At 68.9% G+C, this 23304-nt stretch carries 22 protein-coding genes and 1 pseudogene; 5 read left to right on the plus strand and 18 right to left on the minus strand.

The annotated features are described in order from the left end of the window. Positions 1–19: 19 nt before the first annotated feature. Positions 20–697 (plus strand): HAD family hydrolase, encoded by a 678-nt coding sequence (locus ACX80I_RS01910; protein ID WP_459343481.1) that lies wholly within the window; start codon positions 20–22, stop codon positions 695–697. Here the strand turns inward: ACX80I_RS01910 and ACX80I_RS01915 are convergent. From ACX80I_RS01915 to clpS, 8 genes are all read right to left on the minus strand, one after another. Beyond that, positions 678–1355 carry a GNAT family N-acetyltransferase gene (locus ACX80I_RS01915; RefSeq protein ID WP_459343482.1) on the minus strand — a complete coding sequence of 226 codons (678 nt, stop codon included), beginning with the start codon at positions 1353–1355 and terminating at the stop codon, positions 678–680. The two genes, ACX80I_RS01910 and ACX80I_RS01915, sit on opposite strands and share 20 nt — an antisense overlap. Continuing rightward, on the minus strand, positions 1352–2032 hold the full coding sequence (locus ACX80I_RS01920; protein ID WP_459343899.1) for a DedA family protein: 681 nt from the start codon (positions 2030–2032) through the stop codon (positions 1352–1354). The genes ACX80I_RS01915 and ACX80I_RS01920 overlap by 4 nt, the downstream gene beginning before the upstream one ends. Positions 2033–2152: 120 nt before the next feature. Then, the gene (gene rdgB, locus ACX80I_RS01925) at positions 2153–2779 is read right to left on the minus strand and encodes an RdgB/HAM1 family non-canonical purine NTP pyrophosphatase (RefSeq protein WP_459343483.1); all 627 of its coding nucleotides are present in this window, start codon (positions 2777–2779) and stop codon (positions 2153–2155) included. Next, positions 2772–3560: a ribonuclease PH gene (gene rph / locus ACX80I_RS01930; RefSeq protein ID WP_459343484.1), complete on the minus strand. Its 789-nt coding sequence runs from the start codon at positions 3558–3560 to the stop codon at positions 2772–2774. Before rph ends, rdgB begins: the two co-directional genes overlap by 8 nt. A 74-nt stretch (positions 3561–3634) precedes the next feature. Then, entirely contained in the window at positions 3635–4432 is a 798-nt protein-coding gene (locus tag ACX80I_RS01935; RefSeq protein WP_459343485.1) for an MBL fold metallo-hydrolase, read from the minus strand. Next, positions 4429–5340, minus strand: coding sequence for a glutamate racemase (gene murI / locus ACX80I_RS01940; protein ID WP_459343486.1), 912 nt, complete (start codon positions 5338–5340; stop codon positions 4429–4431). The genes ACX80I_RS01935 and murI overlap by 4 nt, the downstream gene beginning before the upstream one ends. A 105-nt stretch (positions 5341–5445) precedes the next feature. Then, on the minus strand, positions 5446–6021 hold the full coding sequence (locus tag ACX80I_RS01945) for a DUF2017 domain-containing protein (protein WP_459343487.1): 576 nt from the start codon (positions 6019–6021) through the stop codon (positions 5446–5448). Positions 6022–6026: 5 nt separating this feature from the next. Then, positions 6027–6335 carry an ATP-dependent Clp protease adapter ClpS gene (gene clpS / locus ACX80I_RS01950; RefSeq protein WP_459343488.1) on the minus strand — a complete coding sequence of 103 codons (309 nt, stop codon included), beginning with the start codon at positions 6333–6335 and terminating at the stop codon, positions 6027–6029. Between the two features lie 125 nt (positions 6336–6460). Here clpS and ACX80I_RS01955 point away from each other — a divergent pair, with 125 nt between their 5' ends. Further along, a complete protein-coding gene (locus ACX80I_RS01955) occupies positions 6461–7777 on the plus strand; it encodes a nicotinate phosphoribosyltransferase (protein ID WP_459343900.1) in 1317 nt (438 codons plus the stop codon). Beyond that, complete coding sequence (locus ACX80I_RS01960; protein ID WP_459343489.1) at positions 7774–8397, plus strand: isochorismatase family protein; 624 nt, start codon at positions 7774–7776, stop codon at positions 8395–8397. The genes ACX80I_RS01955 and ACX80I_RS01960 overlap by 4 nt, the downstream gene beginning before the upstream one ends. A 60-nt stretch (positions 8398–8457) precedes the next feature. On the opposite strand, the gene ACX80I_RS01965 is transcribed toward ACX80I_RS01960, so the two are convergent. From ACX80I_RS01965 to ACX80I_RS01975, 3 genes are all read right to left on the minus strand, one after another. Further along, complete coding sequence (locus ACX80I_RS01965) at positions 8458–10236, minus strand: DEAD/DEAH box helicase (RefSeq protein ID WP_459343490.1); 1779 nt, start codon at positions 10234–10236, stop codon at positions 8458–8460. Next, positions 10233–11678 (minus strand): MFS transporter, encoded by a 1446-nt coding sequence (locus ACX80I_RS01970; RefSeq protein ID WP_459343491.1) that lies wholly within the window; start codon positions 11676–11678, stop codon positions 10233–10235. Before ACX80I_RS01970 ends, ACX80I_RS01965 begins: the two co-directional genes overlap by 4 nt. Positions 11679–11840: 162 nt before the next feature. Then, the gene (locus ACX80I_RS01975) at positions 11841–12134 is read right to left on the minus strand and encodes a DUF3039 domain-containing protein (protein WP_459343492.1); all 294 of its coding nucleotides are present in this window, start codon (positions 12132–12134) and stop codon (positions 11841–11843) included. A gap of 217 nt (positions 12135–12351) precedes the next feature. Here ACX80I_RS01975 and ACX80I_RS01980 point away from each other — a divergent pair, with 217 nt between their 5' ends. Continuing rightward, positions 12352–13572, plus strand: a complete 1221-nt coding sequence (locus tag ACX80I_RS01980; RefSeq protein WP_459343493.1) for an HNH endonuclease signature motif containing protein — start codon at positions 12352–12354, stop codon at positions 13570–13572. A 2-nt stretch (positions 13573–13574) separates the two neighbouring features. Here ACX80I_RS01980 and ACX80I_RS01985 read toward each other — a convergent pair whose 3' ends face one another. The 7 genes and pseudogenes from ACX80I_RS01985 to ACX80I_RS02015 form a co-directional block, all read right to left on the minus strand. Then, a complete protein-coding gene (locus tag ACX80I_RS01985; protein WP_459343494.1) occupies positions 13575–14255 on the minus strand; it encodes a PKD domain-containing protein in 681 nt (226 codons plus the stop codon). A gap of 290 nt (positions 14256–14545) precedes the next feature. Next, positions 14546–15145 (minus strand): DUF6318 family protein, encoded by a 600-nt coding sequence (locus ACX80I_RS01990; protein ID WP_459343495.1) that lies wholly within the window; start codon positions 15143–15145, stop codon positions 14546–14548. 220 nt (positions 15146–15365) lie between these two features. After that, the gene (locus ACX80I_RS01995; RefSeq protein WP_459343496.1) at positions 15366–16931 is read right to left on the minus strand and encodes a transporter; all 1566 of its coding nucleotides are present in this window, start codon (positions 16929–16931) and stop codon (positions 15366–15368) included. Beyond that, positions 16913–17722, minus strand: coding sequence for an ABC transporter ATP-binding protein (locus tag ACX80I_RS02000; RefSeq protein ID WP_459343497.1), 810 nt, complete (start codon positions 17720–17722; stop codon positions 16913–16915). The genes ACX80I_RS01995 and ACX80I_RS02000 overlap by 19 nt, the downstream gene beginning before the upstream one ends. Before the next feature lie 61 nt (positions 17723–17783). Beyond that, a pseudogene (locus ACX80I_RS02005) lies at positions 17784–18896 on the minus strand (NADH:flavin oxidoreductase/NADH oxidase). A gap of 68 nt (positions 18897–18964) precedes the next feature. Beyond that, entirely contained in the window at positions 18965–19921 is a 957-nt protein-coding gene (locus ACX80I_RS02010; RefSeq protein WP_459343498.1) for a tetratricopeptide repeat protein, read from the minus strand. Between the two features lie 51 nt (positions 19922–19972). Continuing rightward, a complete protein-coding gene (locus ACX80I_RS02015; protein ID WP_459343499.1) occupies positions 19973–21715 on the minus strand; it encodes a DUF8094 domain-containing protein in 1743 nt (580 codons plus the stop codon). 253 nt (positions 21716–21968) lie between these two features. Between ACX80I_RS02015 and ACX80I_RS02020 the strand changes: the two genes are divergently transcribed. After that, the gene (locus tag ACX80I_RS02020) at positions 21969–23288 is read left to right on the plus strand and encodes an AI-2E family transporter (RefSeq protein WP_459343500.1); all 1320 of its coding nucleotides are present in this window, start codon (positions 21969–21971) and stop codon (positions 23286–23288) included. Positions 23289–23304: the final 16 nt, after the last annotated feature.

The following is a 23304-nucleotide window of genomic DNA, read 5'->3' on the forward strand; positions in this document are numbered from 1 at the left end:
GGGGGTCCTACGCTGAACCATGGCCCGTGATGACAGCTCCCGCCGGTGGTTCCTCTTCGACTACGGCAACGTGATCTCCACCGCCCCCACGCCCTCCGACTGGGAGGCGCTCACGGAGGCGACCGGGGTGCCGGACCTGGCGGCCCCGACCTCGGGCTACTGGCAGCACCGCCATGCCTTCGACGCCGGGGCGCTCACCTCCGACGAGTACTGGTCCCTCGTCCGCGCAGAACCCACAGGACCGGTGAGGGCGGCGTGGCTGGACATCCTCGACGGCAACCAGTGGTCGCACCTGAACCTCGAGACCCTGGATGTCCTCGAGGATCTCGACGCCCGGGGCGAGCGCCTGGCGCTGCTCTCGAACATGCCGGCGCCCATGGTGTCCCAGTTCGCCTCCGCGCCGTGGGTCCCGCTGTTCCGCCACCGCTTCTTCAGCTCGTCGCTGCGGCTCGTCAAGCCGTCGACCGCCGTCTTCGACCACGTGCTGACCGAACTCGCGGTGGAACCGGGCCTCGTCACCTTCCTCGACGACTCGCCCGTGAACATCGCCGCCGCGCGCTCGCTGGGGATCGACGCACGGCTCTTCGACCCGGCGTCCGACCTCTCCCGTCTGCTCGCCTCGCCCGCGGCGTCCGGCACGGGGCTGCACGACGCGGCGCAGGCATCCGGACCAGCGGTCAGTCGGGTCCAGGAATGAGGAAGGCGAGCGCTGCCTCGGCACCCTGCACTTCGGCGGTCCAGTCCGGCCGCACGAAGTCCTCACGGGCGAGCAGGACGTTCTGCTGCACCTGCACCTCGCCGCGGTGGGCTTCCACCAGGGAGGTACCGTTCGGGAGGTAGCCGAGGCGGCGTGACACCCCCAGCGATGCCCGGTTCCAGTCCGCGGCCTCCGAGGTCGCCGACGTCGCGCCGAGGTGGTCGAACGCGAACTGCAGCGCCGCCGCACGCATCTCCGTGCCGAAGCCCTGCCCCTGGAGCGACCGCGTGAGCCAGGAGCCCGAGCGGACGCGGCGCAGCACCGGGAACGAGCGGGCCGCGAGGTCCTGGACGCCGATCACGCGCTCCTCGTGGAGCAAGGCGAAGTTGAGTGTCCAGTCGGCGGCGGTGACTCCCGCACGGACGCGCCACTGGTGCCTCGCCGTCTCGGTGACCAGGACGTCCCGCGGGGCGTCGGTCCACGGGATGCTGAAGGGCATCTCCGCAGGGTCATGGACACCGTCGAGCACCGCGTCGACCAGGCCCGGCAGGTGCTCGTCCCGCACCGGCGTCAGGACGAGGCGGGGTGTGGTGATGACCAGGCCGAACAGCGGCCAGACCCGCACCAGCGGGTCCTGCGTTCCGGGCGTTCCGGTCACTGCACCCTTTTCTTCGCCCGGTGCTTGCGGATCTTGGAGAAGACGAAGTAGGCGGCGAACAGGACGACGGCGACGATCACGATCTTCTGGAAGGTGTTTGCGTACTGCTCGACGACGTGCCAGTTCTCGCCGAGGTAGAAGCCCGCCAGGACGAAGATGGTGTTCCACATCAGGCTGCCCGCCGTGGTGAGCAGCAGGAACTTGCCCACCGGCATGCGCTCGATCCCGGCCGGGATCGAGATGAGGCTCCGGAAGAGCGGGATCATCCTCCCGAAGAACACGGCCCGGTAGCCGTGCCGGTTGAACCACGCCTCGACCTTGTCGACGTCCTCGATGTCGATGAGGGGCACCCTGGAGACGAGCCGCCGCATGCGGTCGCGCCCGAGCCATGCGCCGAGGAGGTACAGCGCGTACGCGCCGACGACCGAGCCCAGGGTGGTCCACAGAATGGCCTCGAACAGCGAGAAGTTGCCGCGACTCGCTGTGAAGCCGGCGAGGGGCAGGATGACCTCGCTCGGGAGCGGGGGGAAGAGGTTCTCGAGGGCGATGGCGAGGCCCGCACCGGGAGCGCCGATGGTCTCCATCAGGTTCACGGCCCAGTCCGTGACACTGCCGAGGGCGGAGCCGTCCGACGTCGTGGTCGCCGTTGCGACCTGGATCGCCTGGACTGTCTGGATGATGCTCACGGTGGTACCCGTCCCTCTCATGGTGTGTCCTGCTGGACGTTCGGTACTGGCTTGTCTTCGGTGGTTCGTGCCTGCGGGCCCGGCGGCGACGCCGGGTCCGCAGCGGTGCGGTCAGGAGAGCGCGTCGATGAGGTGCGGAAGCAGTGCCCGGAACGCGATACCGCGGTGGCTGATGGCGTTCTTCTCGTCGGGCGCGAGTTCGGCGCAGCTCCGGTCGAGCCCTTCCGGCACGAGGATGGGATCGTACCCGAAACCTCCGGTTCCGCGGGGCGCCGTCAGCAGCGAGCCCCGGAGCTCACCCCGCTCGGTACGCCGTGCGGCCGGGTCACCTGGTACCGCGAGGGCCGCAGCACAGACGAATGCTGCTCCCCGCCGCCCGGCCGGGATGTCGGAGAGCTGCGCCAGGAGGAGTTCGAGGTTGGCGGTGTCGTCGCCGTGCCTCCCGGCCCACCGGGCCGAGAAGATCCCGGGCGCTCCGCCGAGGATGTCGACGGCGAGGCCGGAGTCGTCCGCGACCGCGATGAGACCCGTGGCCTGTGCGGTCTGCTCGGCCTTGAGCAGGGCGTTCTCCTCGAAGGACACGCCGCTCTCGACGACATCCGGCGCGCCTGCTGCGGCGGCATCCACGACCTGCGTGTCGACGTCGAGCCCGGGCACCTGGCCGCGCAGCAGTTCGCGCAGTTCCCGCAGCTTGCCGGCGTTGTGGGTGGCGAGGACCAGCCGGGGAGCCTCAGGCACCGGAGGAGTCCCGGAGGGTGTCGATCTGGATCTGCGCGAGCTGCGCGGTGCCGAGCAGTGCGAGGTCCAGGAGCGCGTCGAGCTCGGCCCGGTCGAAGGGCGCACCCTCCGCTGTTCCCTGCACCTCGACGAACTTCCCCGACCCTGTCACGACCACGTTCATGTCCGTCTCGGCGCGGACGTCCTCGACGTACGGGAGGTCGAGCATGGGGACGCCGTCGATGATCCCCACGCTGATGGCGGCCACCGTGTCCGTCAGCGGGGAGGCCGAGGCCGGGATGAGTTTCTTGTCCTTGGCGTAGCGGATGGCGTCGGCGAGCGCGACGTACGCTCCCGTGATCGCTGCCGTGCGGGTGCCGCCGTCGGCCTGCAGGACGTCGCAGTCGAGCACGATCGTGTTCTCCCCCAGCGCCTTCGTGTCGATGATCGACCGCAGCGAGCGGCCGATCAGCCGCGAGATTTCGTGCGTCCTGCCGCCGATCCTGCCCTTGACGGATTCGCGGTCCGAGCGGGTGTTGGTGGCGCGGGGCAGCATGGCGTACTCGGCGGTGACCCAGCCCTTGCCCTCGCCCTTGAGCCAGCGGGGCACTCCGCTGGTCAGGGAGGCCGTGCAGAGCACGCGCGTGTTGCCGAACTCGATGAGGGCGGAGCCTTCCGCCTGCTTGGACCAGCCGCGGGTGATGCTGATGTTGCGCAGCTGGTCGGGCGTCCTGCCATCCGCCCGCAGCACGGGCGTGGCGTTGCTGGCAGAGGGCGGCAGGGGTGTAGTCGGGGGAGTCATGATTTCCAGTCTAGACGGGAGCACATGGGAGATCGCTGGCAATCGCGGCGTGCGGACCGGCACGGGCCCGCCACTCACACCGTGTACGAGACTCCCGCGACCGCGACGGCGAGATGGCCGTCGTAGCTCTGGCGTGCCTCGCTCACGGCGAGGCTCGCGTCGTTCCAGACCGGGAGGTGGGTCAGCAGGAGTCGCTTGGCGGACGCCCTGGTCGCGACGTCCCCCGCCCGTTTCCCCGTGAGGTGGACCCCGGAGATGCCGTCGTCGCGGCCCTCGTGGAAAGCGGCCTCGCAGAGGAAGACGTCCGCGTCGCGGGCCGCATCCACCAGTCCGTCGCATGCATCGGTATCGCCCGAGTAGGTGAGGACATGGGTGCGGACCGCGCCCTGCGCATCCGCTTCGGTCACCTCCACCCGCAGCGCATACGCCTCCTCGATGGGATGGAGGACCTGGAACGGGGTGATCGTGAACGGACCGACGGTCACCGGAGCGCGGTTCCGCCAGGACTGGAAGTCGAAGTCCTCGCGCATGCCCGGGTCGGGTTCGAGCCCGTAGGCGCTCGCCATCCTGTCGGCGGTCGCGGCCGGTCCCCAGACCGGGATGCGGGGCAGCCCCCAGCCCGACGGATCCCAGTGCACGGCGACGTGGAGTCCGCACAGGTCCATGCAGTGGTCGGGGTGGAGGTGGGACAGGAAGACGGCGTCGATCTCGCGCAGGTCCATGTACCGCTGCAGGGCACCGAGCGAGCCGTTGCCGAGATCGAGCAGGACGCGCCAGGTGCGGCCCTCGTGCTGCGCACTGAGGAGGTAGCAGGAGGCCGGCGACTGCGGCCCGGGAAAGGACCCGCTGCATCCCACGATGGTCAGCTTCATGCGCGGGGGAAGCCGGCGGCGGCGATCATCTCGGGTGTGATCCGGGCGAGGCTGCCCGTCGGGTACTGCGCGGCGACGTGGTCCACGTGCTGCACGCTCAGGACCTCCGGACCGAGGAAGCGGCGCGCCAGCACCTCGAAGCTCCCGGCGTCGCCCGTCGCGATGAAACGGTGCACTGCGGGGTCCGCGCTGTCCCGTTCGAGGCCGTGCGAGACGAGCGCGCGGTAGACGTCCTTGGCCGTCTCCTCCGCGCTGGACACGAGGGTGACGGCATCGCCCATGACGTAGGAGATGACGCCGGTCAGCAGCGGATAGTGGGTGCAGCCGAGGACCACCGTGTCGACGCCGGCTTCCTTCAGGGGTGCGAGGTACTCCTCGGCCGTCCGCAGCAGGGCGGGCCCGCCGGTGATCCCGGCCTCCACGAACTCGACGAACGCCGGGCACGCCACGGACGTGACGTCGAGGTGGGGAGCGGCTGCGAACGTGTCGTCGTAGGCGCGCGATCCGACGGTCGCCGTCGTACCGATGACGCCGATCCTGCCGGATCGCGTGGACGCGACGGCTCGGCGGACGGCGGGCTGGATGACCTCGATCACGGGGATGCCGTAGCGGGCCGTGTAGCGTTCCCGCGCGTCGCGGAGCACGGCGGCCGACGCCGAGTTGCAGGCGATGACGAGGAGCTTCACGCCCGAGTCCACCAGCTCGTCCATGACGCCGAGCGCGTGGGCACGCACCTGCGCGATCGGGAGGGGGCCGTACGGACCGTGAGCCGTATCACCGACGTACATGATCGATTCGTGGGGCAGCTGGTCGATCACGGCGCGCGCGACCGTCAATCCCCCGACGCCGGAGTCGAAAATTCCGATGGGCGCTTCGCTGCGGTCCGTGTTTGCTGGCTCTGGGCTCATGATCCTCTGAGAATATGACGTGTCGCCGGGTAAAACTATCCGCCGTTCCGTGGGTTGTGTCACAGGCCGCGCGAAGTACGCTGCGCCCCGCTCCCCCGGCAGATGTCAGCGTTCCAGCCGGGCGGCCCTCAGCATGGCCTGCACGAGGGATTCCTGCAGCCAGGTGATGAAGTTGTAGACGAGGGCGAGATAGGACTCGACGTCGTCGACGTCCTTCGAGTCCGCGATGTCGTGGAGCCGCTCGGCGTCCTCCTCCGTCTCGATCCGGAGCCGGTCGGCGAGGACCAGCCGGACATCGTTCAGCGCCTGCGCGAGGAGCCGGGCCTGCTCGTCATTGAGCGTCATGGGGCTGGACTCGATCAGCAGGGCGCTGCTGCGCAGCGCGCCGATCTTCTGCTCCCGCAGCGAGCGCTCGGTCAGACGGCGGAAGGCCAGGGCTTCGTCGTCGTCGCCGCGCACTGCGTCGGGCAGGAGGCGCCGGACGGCGGAGTCGTCGGGTGCGGTGGCGTCGGCGTCGGCACCGGACATGCCGACGAGGGCGGCCAGCGGGTCCTCGCTCGGCCCCGTCTCGGGTTCGAGCATCGAGATGACGTCGTCGAGCAGGGCGCCCAGGAGCCGCGCCTCACCCGGCTCCAGCGCCCCGGTGATGCCACGGCGCGTCGATTTGAAGTGTTTCGCCATGAGGCCTAGCTGCTCCCGGCTTTCTCGAAGGTGGCCCACAGCCCGTAGGAGTGGAGCGCCACGGTGTCCTGTTCGACCTTCTCGCGGCTGCCGGACACGACGGCGGAGCGGCCCTGCTCGTGGACCTCGAGCATCAGCGTGCGGGCCTTGGCCTCGCTGTAGCCGAAGTAGGTCTGGAAGACGAAGCTCACGTAGCTCATGAGGTTCACGGGGTCGTTCCACACGACGACCACCCAGGGCTGGTCGAGGTCCGTCTTCTCGCTCGTCCGCACCTCCTCCTGGATGTCGGTGCCGGTCGCAAAGCCTACTGTCATACCGTCCATTCTAAGTGGACGGCCCCTGCCCGGACGGCGGGTACTCACACAGCGGACGCCCGGCTATCGTTTTGAGGGTGACCAACGCCCTGACCACGAATCCGCCATCCGCCACCGGGCCGTCCCTGGTGAACGCGCCGAACAGTGCGCTCTTCACGGACCAGTACGAACTCACCATGCTGCAGGCCTCACTGCATTCGGGCGCCGCGCACCGCCGCGCGGTGTTCGAGGCCTTCGCCCGTCGCCTCCCCGCGGGCCGGCGCTACGGGGTCGTCGCTGGAACCGGGCGCCTGCTGGAGGCGCTGGCCACCTTCCGGTTCGACGACGTGCAGCTCGGTTTCCTCAGCGACCACCGGATCGTCGATGACGCCACGCTCGCCTGGCTGGCCGACTTCCGCTTCACCGGCTCCATCTCGGGCTATGCGGAGGGCGAGGCGTACTTCCCGAACTCCCCGATCCTCATCGTGGAATCGACGTTCGCCGAGGCGTGCATCCTCGAGACCCTCATCCTGTCGATCCTCAACCATGACAGCGCCATCGCCTCCGCGGCCTCCCGCATGACGGGCGCGGCCGCCGACCGCCCCTGCATCGAGATGGGCTCGCGGCGCACGCACGAGGAAGCCGCCGTCGCCGCAGCGCGCGCCGCCATCATCGGAGGGTTCGCCAGCACGTCCAACCTCGAGGCGGGACGACGCTACGGGGTCCCGACCGTGGGCACCGCGGCCCACTCCTTCACGCTCCTGCACGACTCCGAGCGCGCCGCCTTCGAGGCTCAGGTCGCCTCCCTGGGCTGCGGAACGTCGCTGCTCGTGGACACGTACGACGTCGAACAGGGCGTGCGGACCGCCGTCGAGGTAGCGGGACCCGAGCTCGGCGCCGTCCGGCTCGATTCCGGCGACCTCGTCGCCCAGGCGCGCTGGGTGCGCGAGCTCCTCGACGACCTCGGCAACCACAACACCAAGATCGTGGTGACGTCGGACCTCGACGAGTTCGCCATCGGGCTCCTCGCCGCGGCTCCCGTCGACTCCTACGGTGTCGGGACCTCCCTCGTCACCGGCTCGGGCGCGCCGACCGCGGGCATGGTCTACAAGCTGGTGAGCCGGCAGGACGACGACGGCACCTTCGTCTCCGTCGCCAAGGCCGCCACGAACAAGGCGTCGGTCGGAGGGCTCAAGCACGCGCTGCGCCGCCTGGACGAGCACGGCACGGCGGAGGCGGAGGTCGTGGGCATCGGGATCAGCCCGGCGGACGACGGCAACGACCGGCCGCTGATGCACGAGTTCGTCCTGGACGGGGTCGTGCTGCCCGGGTGGACCGGGCCCGAGGGCGTCGTCCGCGCCGCCGAGCGCCACCGCCAGTCTCTCGCGGAGCTGCCCGGAGCCGTCCGGCGCCTGCAGCGCGGCGAACCAGTCATCCCCACCGAGTACGAGGAGGCACCATGACGCGCGCACTGATCATCGTGGATGTGCAGAACGACTTCTGCGAGGGCGGCTCGCTCGCCGTCCGGGGCGGAGCCCAGGTGGCGGCCGACATCAGCGAGCACATCGACGAGCATGCCGGCTCGTACGACTACATCGTCGCCACCCAGGACTGGCACATCGACCCGGGCAGCCACTTCTCCGAGACCCCTGACTTCATCGACTCCTGGCCCGTCCACTGCGTCGCCGACACGAAGGGCTCGGACTTCCACCGCGACCTCGACACCGAGAGCATCGACGCCGTGTTCCGCAAGGGACAGTTCGAGGCCGCATACTCCGGTTTCGAGGGCGTCAAGGCGCCCGACGACGAAGTGCCGACGGGCGAGCAGAAGCTCGGCGGCGGAGCAGTGGACGTCGACGAGGACCCCTTGACCCTCGACGACTGGCTGCGCGACCACGAGGTCGACGATGTCGTCATCGCCGGTCTCGCCACCGATTACTGCGTCCGCGCCACGGCCCTGGACGCGCTGCAGGCCGGGTACTCGGTCACCGTGATGGCCGACCTCACCCGGGGCGTGCACGAGGACAGGTCCGAGGACGCGCTGGAGGAACTGGAGTCCGCGGGCGTTGAGCTCGTGCGCTAGCTCTCCGGACGACGAAAGGCCGGGCTGGTCTCCCAGCCCGGCCTTTTTCGTGTGATCCTGCTACTTCTTTCCGATGAACCAGTCCTGCAGCTTCTGCAGCCGCCGCTGGAGCTGGTCCTCGTTGGCCTGCGCCACGGCCGGTCCGCCGCACTGGCGGCGCAGCTCGGTGTGGACCTGGCCGTGCGGCATGCCGGTGCGGGCCGCCCAGGCCGAGACGTTCTTGGCGAGCTGCCCGCGCAGTTCCGTGAGCTGGCGGTGGTCCACCACTGCCGGTTCGGCGGCAGGCGCCGCCATCGGCCTGGCCTTCCGTCGGGACTGCTGTTCCTGCTGGCGCTGGCGCAGGAGCTGGCCCACCTGATCGGCATCGAGCAGCCCAGGGATCCCGAGGAAGTCGAGTTCCTCCTCGCTGCCCATCTCGCCGCCGGTGCCGAACTCGCCGCCGTCGAACAGGACCCGGTCGAAGGAGGCCTGCGACTCGAGGGCCTCGAACTTTTGCTTGGTCAGGGAGTCCGACGCCTTGTCCTCGCGGTTCGCCGCCTCCATGAGGCCGTCCTCGAGGCCGAACCCCTCGTCGTCCTTCTCGGGACGGTCGAGCGCGTGGTCGCGTTCGAGTTCGAGCTGGTTGGCAAGCGCCATGAGGTTGGGCACCGAGGGCAGGAAGATCGACGCCGTCTCCCCGCGTCGTCGTGCGCGGACGTAACGGCCGACGGCCTGCGCGAAGAACAGCGGCGTCGCGGTCGACGTCGCATAGACGCCGACGGCGAGGCGCGGGACGTCGACGCCCTCGGACACCATGCGGACGGCTACCATCCACCGCTTGTCGCCCTCGGAGAACTCCTCGATCTTCGAGGACGCCTTCGCGTCGTCCGAGAGGATGACCGTCGGGGACTCCCCCGTGATCCGCCTGAGCTGGCCGGCGTAGGCGCGGGCGTCGTCGTGGTCCGTCGCGATCACGAGGCCACCGGCGTCGTGCACGGTGCGCCGCACCTCGGTGAGCCGCTTGTCGGCAGCGGCGAGGACCGCGGGGATCCACTCACCGGCGGGGTTGAGCGCCGTCCGCCAGGCCTGCGCCGTGATGTCCTTGGTGACCGCGGCCTCGCCGAGCGACGCGGCCATCTCCTCGCCGCCGCTGGTGCGCCAGCGCATCTGGCCGGAGTAGGCCATGAACATGACCGGGCGCACCACGTGGTCCCGGAGTGCCTGGCCGTAGCCGTAGGTGTAGTCGGCCCGCGAGCGGCGGATGCCGTCGCGGTCCTCGGCGTACTCGACGAAGGGGATGGCCGCCGTGTCGGAGCGGAAAGGCGTCCCGGTGAGCGCGAGGCGCCGCGCGGCCGGTTCGAAGGCCTCCCGGATGCCGTCACCCCAGGACAGCGCGTCACCGCCGTGGTGGATCTCATCGAGGATCACGAGGGTGCGGGCGGCTTCGGTCTTGGCGCGATGCAGCATCGGCTTGCTGGCGACCTGCGCGTACGTCACGGCGACGCCGATGAAGGCCCCGCCGTGGCGGCCGTCCGCGTTCTTGAAGTTGGGGTCGATCGCGAGGCCCACCCGCGCAGCGGCGTCGGCCCACTGGCGCTTGAGGTGGTCCGTCGGGGCTACGACGGTGATCCGGTTGACGATGCCGCGGTCCACGAGCTCCGTGGCCACCCTCAGGGCGAAGGTCGTCTTGCCGGCACCGGGGGTCGCCACGGCGAGGAAGTCGCTCGGTGATTCCCGGAAATACTTCTCCAGCGCTTCGCTCTGCCACTGGCGCAGCTTGGGGGCGGTCCCCCATGCTGCGCGCTCCGGATATGCGGGGGGCAGGGCTGCGCCGGCACCGAACAGGGTGTCACTACTCACGCCGGGACAGTACCTTCCATTGACTTGCTGGGGGTGAGGCCGGGGCCGGCATCAGAGAACCTGGCCCCTCTCAGACCCGAAACTATACCTGCTGTCGTGAACACCCACAGAGCCAGCCAGATCGCAACAAAGGTCGGCACGTGTCCCGGGTTGGAGGGGTCGTGCAGGAGGGCGAAGAGGGCTCCCGCGCCCGCTGTCCCCACGACCCCGCCGAGCTGGTCGGAGATCTGGAGCGCCGCGGAATTACGTCCCTGCTCACTCTCCGCCGAGAGCTTCAGCACCAGGACGGACGCGCTCGAGAGCGCCATGCCCATGGCCGACCCCGCCACGCCCCACGCCGCGACCAGGACCCAGAGGGGAGCTTCGACGGCCGTGGCGAGGACGAATCCGCCGAGCGACAGCGACAGTACGGACGATCCGGCGACGAGCAGCCACTGGCGGCCGAATGTCACCCGCGCCTGGACGAAGGACCCCGCACTCCAGCCGAGCGCCGCTGCGCTCAGGGTCAGGCCGGCGGTTCCGGGATCGATGCCGCGGGAACTGACCAGCATGAGCGGGATGAAGGCCTCGACCCCGAAGAACGCGACATTCACGATCCCGCGGGTGGCGATGATGCTGGGCAATCCGCGCGCGAGGACCAGGGTGCCTTTCGGCAGGAGCGCCGGCAGGACGATGAGGACGACGACGATCCCGGCGGCCGCCAGCAGCACGAGGCCGGTCACCGTTGCGGCACTCGGACTCTCTGTGTCGGCGAGCCGGACGACAGCCCACTGCGCGGCGAAGACTCCACCGGCGAGCGCGAAGCCCCGCACCACGCGCGCCGCAGCGGAACCGGCCTCGGGCGACTCGATCGGCCCGATGCCCCTCGTCTTCGGCCACACGATGACGACGGCGGCAAGCACGATGGGTGACACGCCGAGGAACACCCAGCGCCAGCCGAACTGCTCCGTCACGAAGCCCGCGATCACCGGACCGATGAGCCCCGGTACCACCCAGGCGGCCGCCAGCCACCCGAACACCACAGGCTGCACGCGCTGGGGGAAGGCCCTGCCGATCACGACGTAGACCGCCACGATCATGAAGCCGCCGCCGAGCCCGGACACCGCGCGGCCGACCGTGACGAGCCAGAAGTCCGGCGCCGCTCCTGCTGCGAGCAGTCCGAGGATCATGAGGGACAGCCCGACGGCGAGGGCGGGCCGGGGCCCCTTCCGGTCACACCACGAGCCGGCGACGACGGTGCCCAGCAGCGAGGCCGTCAGGTACATGGAGAACGCGAGCCCATAGCTCGACTCGCCGGACAGTTCCCGCGCCACCGAGGGCATGGCGGTGACGACTGCCATCGCCTCGAAAGCTGCGCACGTGATGATCGCGAGGATCCCGATGATGAGCGGGCGCAATTCGGGCGACATCGCCCTGGTGGCCTTCTTCACGGTCTTCTTCATGGCACCTTGTGTTCTGCTGGGCTGGAGCCGGGGATCCGGCCCCGCGGGGTCCGCCTACGCGCTGGGTCCTGCGGGGCAAGAACGACGGAAGCCCCGACATGCGCTGTTGCTCGCGGGGCCGGGGCTCGCCTGCCTTATCGCCGCCCTGAGGACGGCGGGTGGTCAGCCTTTCGGTTTGTCGTCGCCCGGGCGGAGGCCGTTGTAGATCTCCTTGCATTCCGGGCAGACCGGGAACTTCTCGGGATCGCGTCCCGGGGTCCAGACCTTGCCGCAGAGCGCGATCACGGGCTCACCGGTGAAGGCCGACTCCATGATCTTCTCCTTGCGCACGTAGTGCGCGAAGCGCTCCGAGTCGCCTGGCTCGACTTCCTGGCGTACTTCCTCACGTTCGATGGTCGCCGTGGAGCCGCCGGTATCGAGGGGATCGTTTGCGAAGGGATCTGCGGGCATAGTCATGGCTTCAGTCTATCGCTCGGCGGCTCGGCGGACAGGGGTGGCGGGCGATTCGCGGTCTCGGGAATTCCGTGGCCGGATGATGCCAGAGGTCCCGACGGGTATTCCCCGGTGCCGGTTATCCGACGACCCCTGGCTCGCTTTCAACCCCATTTCGACCTGATATCCACTTACTTCCGACCCACCCGATAATGTCGGTGGTGAACGGGATAATAGGAGTATGCGGACCCCGTTCGAGCAATTGATGGAAATGCAGCGGATATCCTCCCGGATCACCGAACTGAGCGCCGAGAAAGCACGGATCGACGCCGACATCGCCCGCGCCGCCACCGAACTGCGCGAACTCTTCACAGAACGCATCCTCCAGGGCTCCTACGCACCCCACCGGCACACCAATCTCGCCGACACGACCACCGCAAGCGAAATTGCCTGCCTCCTCCGCATCTCCGAACGCACCGCCCACCGACTCGTCCAGCACTCCGTGCTGCTGGTCCAGTACCACCCCAAAACCCTGGACGCCCTGCATGCAGGCACCATCTCCTGGGCTCACGCCACAACCCTCCTCTACGAATACGCCGCCCTGCCCTCCGGCGCCGCAGCCGCCATGGAAGAAGCACTGCTGCCCATCGCAGCCGATACCGCCGTCCCCCGCCTGGCCCACCGCGCCCGGAAACTACGTACCCAACTCCATCCCACCAGCCTCCAGGACCGCGCCCGCACCGCTGTCCAGGACCGCCGCGTGGATCTCGAACCCGCCGATGACGCGATGGCCTGGCTGCACATCCACCTCCCCATCACCGACGCCACGGCCATCGACACCCGCCTCACCACCACCGCCCGGGCCCTGCAAACACCTGCCGAACACCGCACCCTGCCCCAATTACGCACCGACATCCTCACCGACCTGCTCCTCGGCAGGTACGGCCCCGCCGACACGGGAGATGGCAATGAGGACGTGTACCGGGTACAGGCCCACATCAACGTCACCGTCCCGGTCCTGACCCTGCTCGGCCTCGACGATGCACCCGCGGACCTCGAAGGCTACGGGCCCATCCCCGCGGACACGGCCCGCCACCTCGCAGCCCACGCCCCTTCTTTCACCCGGCTTCTCACACACCCCGAAACCGGAGCCGTCCTCAGCGTCGGACGCACCACCTACGCCGTACCCGCGGACCTCAAAAAATGGTTACGCGTCCGCGACCGCACCTGCCGACATCCCGGCTGCAACACCCCCGCCTCACGTTGCGAACTCGATCACACCACCCCTTGGTCCCACCACGGCACAACAGCCCACAACAACCTGTCCCACCTCTGCCGCAAGCATCACATGCTGAAAACCGAAGGCATCTGGCACTACACCCAGCCCACTCCCGGCACCATCACCGCTACCTCACCCGCCGGCAGGACCTATACGACCGCCTCGGACCCACCACCCTTCTGACCTCAGCGGGTAGGCGCCTCGCAGCCGATGCCGGTCGGGTTCTCGATGCAGTTCTGGCTCACGTTGTGCCCCTGCGTGCGCCAGATGCTCATCAGGTGCGGCACCGAGACGACTGCGGCCTCACCGGCAACCGGCTGGAACGGCCCGCCGTCCACGGAATAGTCGCCGGCGAAGAACGTGGTCAACGTGAGGTCGAAGTCCCCCGTCTGGGCGTACTGATGACTCGTGGGCGTCTCGGTGTCGAAGGCGTCACCCTGCACCGGACCGCCCGGCGAAGTGGTCGTCGCGCTCGTGCCATCCCCGTAGTTCCACTGGTACGCGACGGGTCGGGCCTTCAGCACGATGGTGGCGTCCTGGAACTCGAAGGTGAACTCCTGCTCGCGCGCCTCTGCGTAGATGTTCGAATGCGCGTTCCTCAGACCGAAGTTCGACGGCTGGGAGATGATCACGGAGGCAAGGACCGGCTGCTTCTGGAACTCAGCGAGGGTGATGACAATGGGCGCCTCCTCTGGTGCTGCAGCACCCTTGACGGGCGGCTCGAGCGGCTCGCCCTGGTACATGCAGGACGAGCGGCCCGTCGGTGTCTGGGTCGCTGGCTGGACGTTGTTGTCCACCGCGATCCAGTTGACGAGAATCCCATCGTCCTGGGCATCGCACTGGGCGTTCATCTCAGGGCAGGTCACGGGATCCAGCGCATTCTGATCACCTGCGGTGCACGCCCGCTCGTAGACATAGCTGATTCCGTCGTCCGTGGGAAGCGCTGCTGGTTGAGCTGCTGGCGGAAGTGGTGTACCAGAAGGGGCAGAAGGGGCCGAGACGTCCCGGTGTTGGGACCGCAAAGAATTAGAAGCACCGAATTCGTTATGTTCAGCGAAGGCAGATGGGACCTCGCTTTCACCGAAAGCGGGGGACGCTGAGAAGAGGTTGAATAGAATGAGCGTCGTGGACAGTGGCACGCAGCCAGATAATCGCCTCATGTTCCCTCGGGTCTTCCAAAATCTAGCATAACCCAAGAGTCACCTTCGTATAGTGAGAAAGTCACATTGACTGACGCCCCCGGAGCTTCACTCTCGGAATTATTTCCATCATTCTGGTAGTACATAATGTCCGTCTGCTGGTAGTTCACGAACCCTTGGATCGATCCGGACGTATTTATACGAAAATCGGTACCGAAATCAATAAGTTGGAATTCGCCTCCGCTCATCCAACCCCCGCCAGCGTAGTAATCCTGCACTACTTGCCGTGTCTGATTGCACGTCCTGCATCCAGGGTCTGTCACCGCCTCGAAGGGCGCCCAGTCGTTCGTCTCGTAACCGTACGAGAACAGCTCCAACCAGTACTTGGTGAAGGCCTCCATGCCCTCCTTCGAATTCTCGTCCGCCAGTGCCGGCTTCACGGGAACAGGGATGTTGGCTGCCGGACCTGCCGACGATGCAGGCGACGGTTCGGGACTCGGCGAGGCCGTGGCCGACGGGGACGCCTCCGCGGTTGTCGGTGCTGACGTCGACGAAGGAGGGCTCTGCGTCTCGTTGGCGGACGGGTCACCGTCGCCTTGGCACCCAGTCAGGAGCATCAGCGCAATCGCGGCCCGCGCCGGCAATGCTGCCCCACGAGGACGGCCACTTGTACGCCTGAAGTACACGCAACTCCCCCGTCACCATCGACCAGCCACCCGGAATGGCCCCCAGCATAGCCCTCGGCCCCTTGCACCACGAGGGGTTATGCACAGCTCCGGGGAGGACGGAGACGTGGGCAGGCGAAAAGTGCAGCTGGAAGCAGGGAGAGCACAGCCGTCAGCGGTTGGCCGACACGGACAGCAGCAGCTCCGGAGCCCTCCTGTCGTACCAGCGGCCACCCGTCCGAATCCCGACGACCAGCAGGATCACGCCGAAGACCACTCCCGCCAGCAGCGTCAGCCAGCCGTACAGGGCCCGGTCGGTGATGAAATACGCGATGGTCAGGATGATCTCGGGCAATGCCAGCAGCAACATCACCAACCACCCGACCATCTGCACTGCGAACATCGTGAAGCTCGTCCCCGGCGGCGTCTTGAAAGCGCTCTCGCCGGGCAGCGGGACGTTGTAGGTGTACCTCGCCGACACGACGCTGGACAGCCCCGCCCCGGTGAGCAGGAGGCCGATCGACAGGCCCAGCATCACCGGCAGATCCTCGGCGCGTCCCGTGATGAGCAACGGCAGCACCGTGAACACCAGCGTGACCGGCAGCGCGAAGACGAGAAGGGCCGCGGCACGGCCCAGACGGTCGTCGCGGCCCCTCACCCCCGTGGAGAGGTGCAGGCTGAAGGCCGTGTTGTCGTAGGAGATATCGGCGGCGATGGACCAGGCCAGGAGGAAGGCGGTGGCGGGACCGAGGAAGGCGAAGGCGCCGCCCGATCCTCCCCCTGAGAAGTAAAGAAGCACCGCCAGGAACGGGATCACCACGAGCGAGGCGAAGTATCGGGGATCCCTGAACCAGTAGGTGAGCGACCGCGCTGCCACAGCCCCGGCGGGCGTGGCGGGGAACCGGCCGAACCACCCGATCCTCCCCCCGGCCCGCATAGCGACCGCGTTGTAGGGAGGGGTGACCAGGGCGCGGCTGAGCATGCGGCTCCACAGCACGAGGACCAGCGCGAGGGTGAGCACCCCGATCAGGAAGCGCACGACGGCCAGACCCGGGTATCCCGCAGCCACGTCGGCCGGCGCTGCCCAGAGTGCGCCCAGCGGAGTCCATGCGAGGACCTCGGCGAGGGACACGGCGAAGCCGGGCGAATTCTGGAAACCCGCCGTCACTCCCCCGATGATCGGCCCGAGGAAGATGAGCGGGAGAAACGCGACGATGCCGTTGACGTCCTTGAAGCGGCGCGATCCCGTCATCGAGGACACCGCCGTCGTGACGAGCCGCGACGCGACGACGCACAGGAGGACCGCGACGAGTCCGCAGACCAGCGCGGCCAGCGCGGCGGCCGGGTAGCGGATCCAGGTTGCCGTCTGCGCCAGGGCGGCGATCAGGGTCACCACGCCGGGCACGCCCAGCAGACCACCGAGGACGAGCCCCGCGAACAGCTGACGCTGAGGGATCGCGAAGGTCACGAAGCGCGCCGGGTCGAGGGTCATGTCGATGCCCGTGGCCGCGATGGGGATGATGATCCATCCGAGCACGGTAGCGGAGCCGCCGATCACCAGGATCGTGCGGATGAGCTCGACGTCCGCACTGCCGAGGAGCACGAGGCCGATGACGATGAACGACAGGACGCCCAGACCGTACAGGCCGCCCAGGATCACGCCGATGAGCTGCGCCGTGCTCCGCCGAAGCGAATTGCGCAGCAGGAGGAGCTTCAGCCTCAGGAGGTGCGCAACCACGACAGCCCTTCCGACGTGGTGCGTCCACCGACCAGTTCGACGAAGCGGTCCTCGAGTGTCGCATCGCCCCGGACCTCATCGACCGTTCCCGCCGCGAGGACGGTGCCCGCCGCGATGACGGCGACGTGGTCGCACATGCGCTGCACGAGATCCATCACGTGGCTGGAGACGATGACGGACCCTCCGGACTGCACGTAGCCTCCGAGGATGTCCCGGATGTTGGCGGCCGACACCGGATCGACGGACTCGAAGGGTTCATCGAGCACCAGCAGCCTCGGAGCATGGATGAGGGCGGACGCCAGGGCGATCTTCTTCGTCATGCCCGCCGAGTAGTCCACCACCAGCGTCCCGGCGTCGTTCGTGAGATCCAGCGCATGCAGGAGGTCGCGGGTCCGCTCGACCACGGTCTCGCGGTCCATTCCCCGCAGCAGCCCGGCATACGTGACCAGCTGCTCGCCGGTCAGCCGGTCGAAGAGGCGCACGCCGTCGGGCAGGATGCCCATCAGCTTCTTGGCCTCGAGCGGCTGCCCCCACACGTCCACCCCGTGCACGAGGGCCTGCCCGAAGTCAGGGCGCAACAGCCCCGTCGCCATCGAGAGCGTGGTGGTCTTGCCGGCACCGTTCGGTCCGACGAGCCCGTAGAAGGACCCGCGCGGCACCTCCAGATGGACGCCGTTGACGGCGATCTTCTCGCCGAAGCGCTTGGCCAGCCCGCGGATGCTCAGGGCCGCCGTAGCCGGCCCCGCCTGGGCGTGGTTCGCGTCGGACGGCGGTGGTACGAGGGAACTCATGCTCCCAAGCTAGCAACGCGCGCTCGGCCCCCTCGTCATCCCAAAGGAGGAGGGGGTCGTGTCAGAACCCGCCGGCGCGCTCGTACTGCGGGACGGGCGGCAGGTCGTGACCCAGCTCGTGCGCGGCACGCATCCACCAGTGGGGATCACGCAGCGCGGCCCGCGCGACCAGGACGACGTCGGCCCGCTCGTTGCGGATCACCTCGTCCGCCTGCCGGGCGTCACTGATCAGTCCGACGGCGCCGGTCGGGACGCCGGAGGACCGCACCTCCTCGGCGAGGGCCACCTGGTAGCCGGGTCCCACGGGGATGGACGCCGACGGCACGGCCCCGCCGGACGAGACATCGACGAAGTCGACACCCTCCTCGGCCGCGCGCTTCGCGAGCCTCGCGGACACCGCGCCGTCGAGCCCGCCCTCGGTCCAGTCGGAGGCCGAGATGCGCAGCAGCAGCGGCATCGACTCCGGGATGGTCCGCCGCACCTCGCGGATCACCTCGAGGGTCAGCCGGAAGCGGGCCTCCTCCGAGCCGCCCCAGCCGTCGGTCCGGGTGTTGACCAGCGGAGACAGGAACTGGTGCAGCAGGTATCCGTGCGCGGCATGGATCTCCATCGTGTCGAACCCGGCGCCGACGGCGAGCGCAGCGGCCGCACCGAAGTCACGGATCACCTTGTCGATGTCCTCCTCGGTCATGGCACGCGGCGCGGCGTACCTGCCGAATGCCTCGTCGGTGGGACCGAGCGTCTGCCAGCCGCCGTCCGACTCGGCCACCGAATCGTGCCGGCCGCTAAAGGGCCAGTAGGTGGACGCCTTCCGCCCGGCATGCGCGAGCTGCACCGCCGTCTTCGTCCCGACGGCACTGTGCTCGTGGATGAAGTCGTTGATGCGGCGCTACGCGTCGGCCTGCTCCTGTGTGTAGATGCCGGCGTCGCGCGGGCTGATCATCCCCTCGTGGCTGACGGCGGCGGCCTCGGTGATGATCAGCGCGGCTCCACCGGTCGCGAACTGCCTCAGGTGCACGAGGTGCCAGTCGGTCGGCACCCCGGGAGCGAGGGTGGGCTCGCAGGAGTACTGGCACATGGCCGCGACCCAGCCGCGGTGCGCGAGGTCGAGGGAACCGAGCGTGATCGGATCGAAGAGGCCGGAGGGTCCGGTCGATGCAGCTGCGGGCGTCATGTCATCCTTCGGGGCGACGGATCGGAACGGCGGGTGGTGGGCCGGACGGGACGAGGCCCGACCGGCTTCTAGAACAGGGCGCGGGCGAGCCCGCTGCGGGCCTTGGTCACGCGCGGGTCGGTGACACCGACGACGTCGAACAGCTCCAGGACGCGCTTGCGTGCCGTCTCCCTGTCCTCGCCGGACGTCCGCCCAATGAACGCGATGATGCGGTTGAACGCGTCCTCGACATGGCCTCCCGTGAGGTCAAGGTCGGCGACCGCGAGTTGCGCACCGACCGCATCGGGCTCGTCGGCCCCGCGCTGCCGCACCTCTGCGGCATCGAGGTCCTGGACGCGCTGCATCAGCTCCACCTGGGCGAGCCCGGCCTTCGCCTCGGCGTCGGCCGGCTGCTCGGCGAGAGCGCGGCGGTAGGCTGCCGCGGCAGCGGGGTAGTCGCCCTTCTCGATGGCGTCGAACGCCTCCTGGTGCAGGGGCGGCAGCGGCGGCTCCTCCCCCGCGGCAGGGCCCGGGGAGGAGCCGTCGTTCAGCGTCCCGGTCACGCCGTTGGCCTCGGCGACCTTCATCAGCTCGTCGAGGTAGGCGCGGATCTGCGGGTCCGGAAGGGCACCCTCGAACAAGGGCACCGGCTGGCCCTTCACGACGGCGACCACAGTGGGCGCGCCCTGCGCCTGGAACGCCTGGGCGATCTGCGGCTGCGCCTGCAGGTCGACGTTGGCCAGCAGGATGCGGCCGTCGAACTCCACGACAGCGGCCTCGAGCACGGCGGTCACCTGGTTCGACTGCTCACTCCAGGTCGCACGGAGGTTCACGACGACGGGCACCTGCGCCGAGAGCTGCACCAGCTGCGGGAACGTCTGCTCCGTGACCTCGACGATGTACGGGCTCGGGGCAGCAGGGGCCTGCCGTGCCGCTGCCGGGCGCGCTGCCGCGTCGGCACGCGCCTTGAGGGCGGACAGGTCCACCGCTCCCCTGAGGTTCATGCTCGACGGCGGCATTCCGCCCCGCTGTGCTGGTGTGGACAATGCTCTGCCTTTCTCTGACTGCTGCTGGTGGAAGCTCGGGGTACGTCCGGCTCAGCGGAGCTTGGCGGACAGCAACTGCTGGGCGGCGCCGATGACCCGGATTTTATCGTCGCTGCCGGCCGGGGGTACGTACATCATCACGGCCTCACCGTAGTTGACGTCGATGCCCTTTCGGCTGCTCTCCTTACCGGTCAGCGCCTTGTACACGGTCCCCTTGAGGTCGATGGTGCCGCCGGACTTCGGGACGCTGGAGTACTTGTGGGTGAGGTAGCCGAAGACCATCGCCCCGCCGTCGCCCGTCAGCAGTGCCTGCGTGCGGTCGGCCTGGGCCGCGTGCGTGAAGGTGATGGTGGCCGCCTTGTTGCCGGGATCGGCCACCACCCCGGCCTGGAACTCGGTGATCGCCTCGGCGAAGGAGTTCTGCTCGAACGTCTTGGCATTGTCCCCGGACGGTTTGGTCAGGAAGTCGGCGATGGAGGCGACGGCGTCCTGGGGTGCGGTCGCGAGTGTCCCGGACTCGTCGAGCGGAACCGGGCCGGTGGCGCCGGGAGCGGGAGGCGAGGGGAACGTGCTGCCGGGCAGCATCTGGACGGCGGAGACCAGCCGGTAGTTCTCGCGCGGCGTGTCCTGGACCAGCAGCAGTGCCTGCGGCACGGGGTTCTCGTCGCCCTGGGTGAGCGCGACGATCGTCCGCGGCCACTCGACGTCGGTGGGGATCATGTCGAGCAGGACGGGGTCGGCGGCCACCGGCGGCGGGACCGCGGCCTTCTTGTCCTTCGCCCGCACTGCGTAGGCACCGGCGCGGAGGTCCAGCGCCCCGCCGTCGACGCGCGTGGCGAGGCGCTTGGCGTCGGAGTCGGCGTCGCCGTCGGCCACAACGGCGGCGACTGCTCCCAGGATCCGCTCGAGCTGGCTGTCGAGGACGACGGGCGGACCGCTGGCCTTGCTGCCGGCCGACGGGGCTCCCGCAGCAGCGGTGTCCGTTGCGGTGGCTGATGCGGTGGGCGCTGCGGTCGGCGTGGCAGAAGGCGACGTCGTCGCCATTCCGGGCGTGATCCCCAGCAGCGATCCGGCGCCGACCAGACCCGCGACGACCAGGACGGAACCGGGAGCGGCGTATGCAGCCCCGCCCGGCCTGTCGGCCTGCCCGTTCCTGCGGGCGTGGGCACGCGTGCCCTCCACGGGGTCGGCGTTCCGGCCCCCGCGGTTGCGAGGGGTGAGGAAGAGGAGCGCGATGCCCAGGACGACGACGAGCGCACCACCGATGATCAGCGGGAGCGCGAACGGGGTGGACTGCTCGTTGGGGCGGGTGACGGACACCTGCGTCGGAGCGGGCGTTTCTCCGTCGGTGGCGAGGAGGATGGACCAGTCGCCCTCGGCGGGCTCGCTCCAGCGGTAGGTCAGCGTGCCATCACCTGGTTCCTCGCTGATCCACAGGTCACTGCCGCGGGGCTCGGGCACGGAGTCCTCACCCTCGGAGTACTCCGAGGTGAGCGTGTCCTCGCTGGTGCCTGTGACGCTCAGGTGCGCGGCGTCGCCTACCCATGCCTCGACGTCCGAGGACCGCCCGACGGCCAGGGTGAACGGACCGTCCGCGTCCACGGTCACCTCGACCGGTCCGCCCGCACCGTCGCGCGCGCCCGGCTCGATCACCGTGACCGGCGCCGCCCGGGCATCCTGGGCGACGCTCGCGGTCACCGTCTCGGCGGGAGCCCAGACCGTCCGCTGACCGATGCCGAGGAGCATCAGCAGGAGCCCTGCCACGATGATCGGTATTGCTGTCTTTCCGCGCACTGGTTGCCTATCGTCGTCCGTTACGGCGGACCACGTGGCCCCTTCCGCTCTGAGGCCGGCGCAGCGATGCCGCGACACAGCGCACTCAGGAATAGCTCCTCAATGGTAACGAAGTTCGTCCGGGCACTACCTCCGGACGGCGCGAAGCACCGCGCGTCAAGAACCTCGCTGCCCTGCCACCGGCTGTTAGGGTTTCGCTAGTCGGACCCTAACAGCGGTAGCAGCACCGCTCACGTGAAAGCAGAGCTCTTCGTTGACAGACCACCAGGACGTTCCGCTCGATCAGCCGCTCCCGCGGCCCGAGCCCGTCGGGACCAACGACGACGGGCACTCCACCGGCGGACAGCCGACCATCGTGACACCTCCGCCGTCGGCCCTGCGCTCGCTCTTCTCCCTCGCGCGCAGGTCGCTCCCCGCAGCCCAGCCACGGCCGCGCTTCGAATTCCCCCCGGAACTCGAGCCCGCCCCGGTTCCCGTGGATCCCGATGTTTCGCTCACCGACGAACGCCTGAAGTTCGGCGGCGCCTACCCGAGGACCATGCGGTCCCATCCCATCCACTTCGGCTTCATGATGAGCGTCGGCGTGGGCCTCGCCCTTCTCGCCTTCTTCATCATCACGAATGTGGGCCAGCTCCTCGTCTGGATCGGAGCGGCGCTCTTCATCGCCCTCGGACTGGACCCGATCGTGCGGTGGCTCGAGACCAAGGGCGTACCGCGTCCGGTGGGGATCGCCACGTCCCTCTCGATCCTCGTCGGCTTCGTGGCAGGCTTCTTCGCCCTCCTCATCCCGACGATCGTCAGCCAGACCTCGCAGATCGTCGACCGGGGACCGGGCTACGCACAGGACTTCCTGAACTCGGAGTTCTTCACCGGACTGGACGCACAGTTCCAGCTGCGGGACCGCGTCACCTCGGAGATCGACAAGTTCTTCACCAACAGCGCCGCGGTGGGCGGGATCTTCGGCGGCGTGCTCGGCGTCGGAACGGTGATCCTGAACGCCCTGTTCGGCACCCTGGTGATCCTGGTCCTCGCGCTGTACTTCCTCGCGTCACTGCCGGGGATGAAGAAGTGGGCGTACCGGCTCGCCCCCCGCTCACGCCGGCCCCGCGTGGAGGTCCTGTCGGAGGAGATCACCCGCAGTGTGGGCATGTACGTCATCGGCCAGGCCTGCGTAGCCCTCCTCAACGGGACCTTCGCGTTCATCGTGATGACCATCGCGAACGTCCCGTTCTCCGTGCTGCTGGCGTTCGTCGTCGCGCTGCTGGCATTCATACCGCTGGTCGGCGGAACGATCGCGGCGGTCCTCGTCAGCCTGATCGCGCTCACGGTCGGCTGGCATACGGCGCTCCTGTTCGCCATCCCCTACGTCGCCTACCTGCAGTTCGAGGCGTACTTCATCTCCCCGCGCATCATGCAGCGCGCCGTCGCCGTGCCCGGGGCGGTAGCGGTCATCGCCGTGATCGCCGGCGGAAGCCTGCTCGGCGTCCTCGGAGCCCTGATCGCCATCCCCACGGCGGCAGCCGTCATGCTGCTCCTCAAGGAAGTCTTCATCGCCCGCCAGGACGGCCAGTAGCACGACCGGTCCGCCC

It is taken from the genome of Arthrobacter rhamnosi (assembly GCF_054510855.1).

What these genes read in the sequence shown, in the direction of transcription:
- ACX80I_RS01910 (WP_459343481.1), top strand. Translation starts at nt 20, where the DNA reads ATGGCCCGTGATGACAGCTCCCGCCGGTGGTTCCTCTTCGACTACGGC.
- rph (WP_459343484.1), bottom strand. Translation starts at nt 3,560, where the DNA reads ATGACTCCCCCGACTACACCCCTGCCGCCCTCTGCCAGCAACGCCACG.
- ACX80I_RS01935 (WP_459343485.1), bottom strand. Translation starts at nt 4,432, where the DNA reads ATGAAGCTGACCATCGTGGGATGCAGCGGGTCCTTTCCCGGGCCGCAG.
- murI (WP_459343486.1), bottom strand. Translation starts at nt 5,340, where the DNA reads ATGAGCCCAGAGCCAGCAAACACGGACCGCAGCGAAGCGCCCATCGGA.
- ACX80I_RS01945 (WP_459343487.1), bottom strand. Translation starts at nt 6,021, where the DNA reads ATGGCGAAACACTTCAAATCGACGCGCCGTGGCATCACCGGGGCGCTG.
- clpS (WP_459343488.1), bottom strand. Translation starts at nt 6,335, where the DNA reads ATGACAGTAGGCTTTGCGACCGGCACCGACATCCAGGAGGAGGTGCGG.
- ACX80I_RS01960 (WP_459343489.1), top strand. Translation starts at nt 7,774, where the DNA reads ATGACGCGCGCACTGATCATCGTGGATGTGCAGAACGACTTCTGCGAG.
- ACX80I_RS01970 (WP_459343491.1), bottom strand. Translation starts at nt 11,678, where the DNA reads ATGAAGAAGACCGTGAAGAAGGCCACCAGGGCGATGTCGCCCGAATTG.
- ACX80I_RS01975 (WP_459343492.1), bottom strand. Translation starts at nt 12,134, where the DNA reads ATGACTATGCCCGCAGATCCCTTCGCAAACGATCCCCTCGATACCGGC.
- ACX80I_RS01980 (WP_459343493.1), top strand. Translation starts at nt 12,352, where the DNA reads ATGCGGACCCCGTTCGAGCAATTGATGGAAATGCAGCGGATATCCTCC.
- ACX80I_RS01990 (WP_459343495.1), bottom strand. Translation starts at nt 15,145, where the DNA reads ATGCTCCTGACTGGGTGCCAAGGCGACGGTGACCCGTCCGCCAACGAG.
- ACX80I_RS02000 (WP_459343497.1), bottom strand. Translation starts at nt 17,722, where the DNA reads ATGAGTTCCCTCGTACCACCGCCGTCCGACGCGAACCACGCCCAGGCG.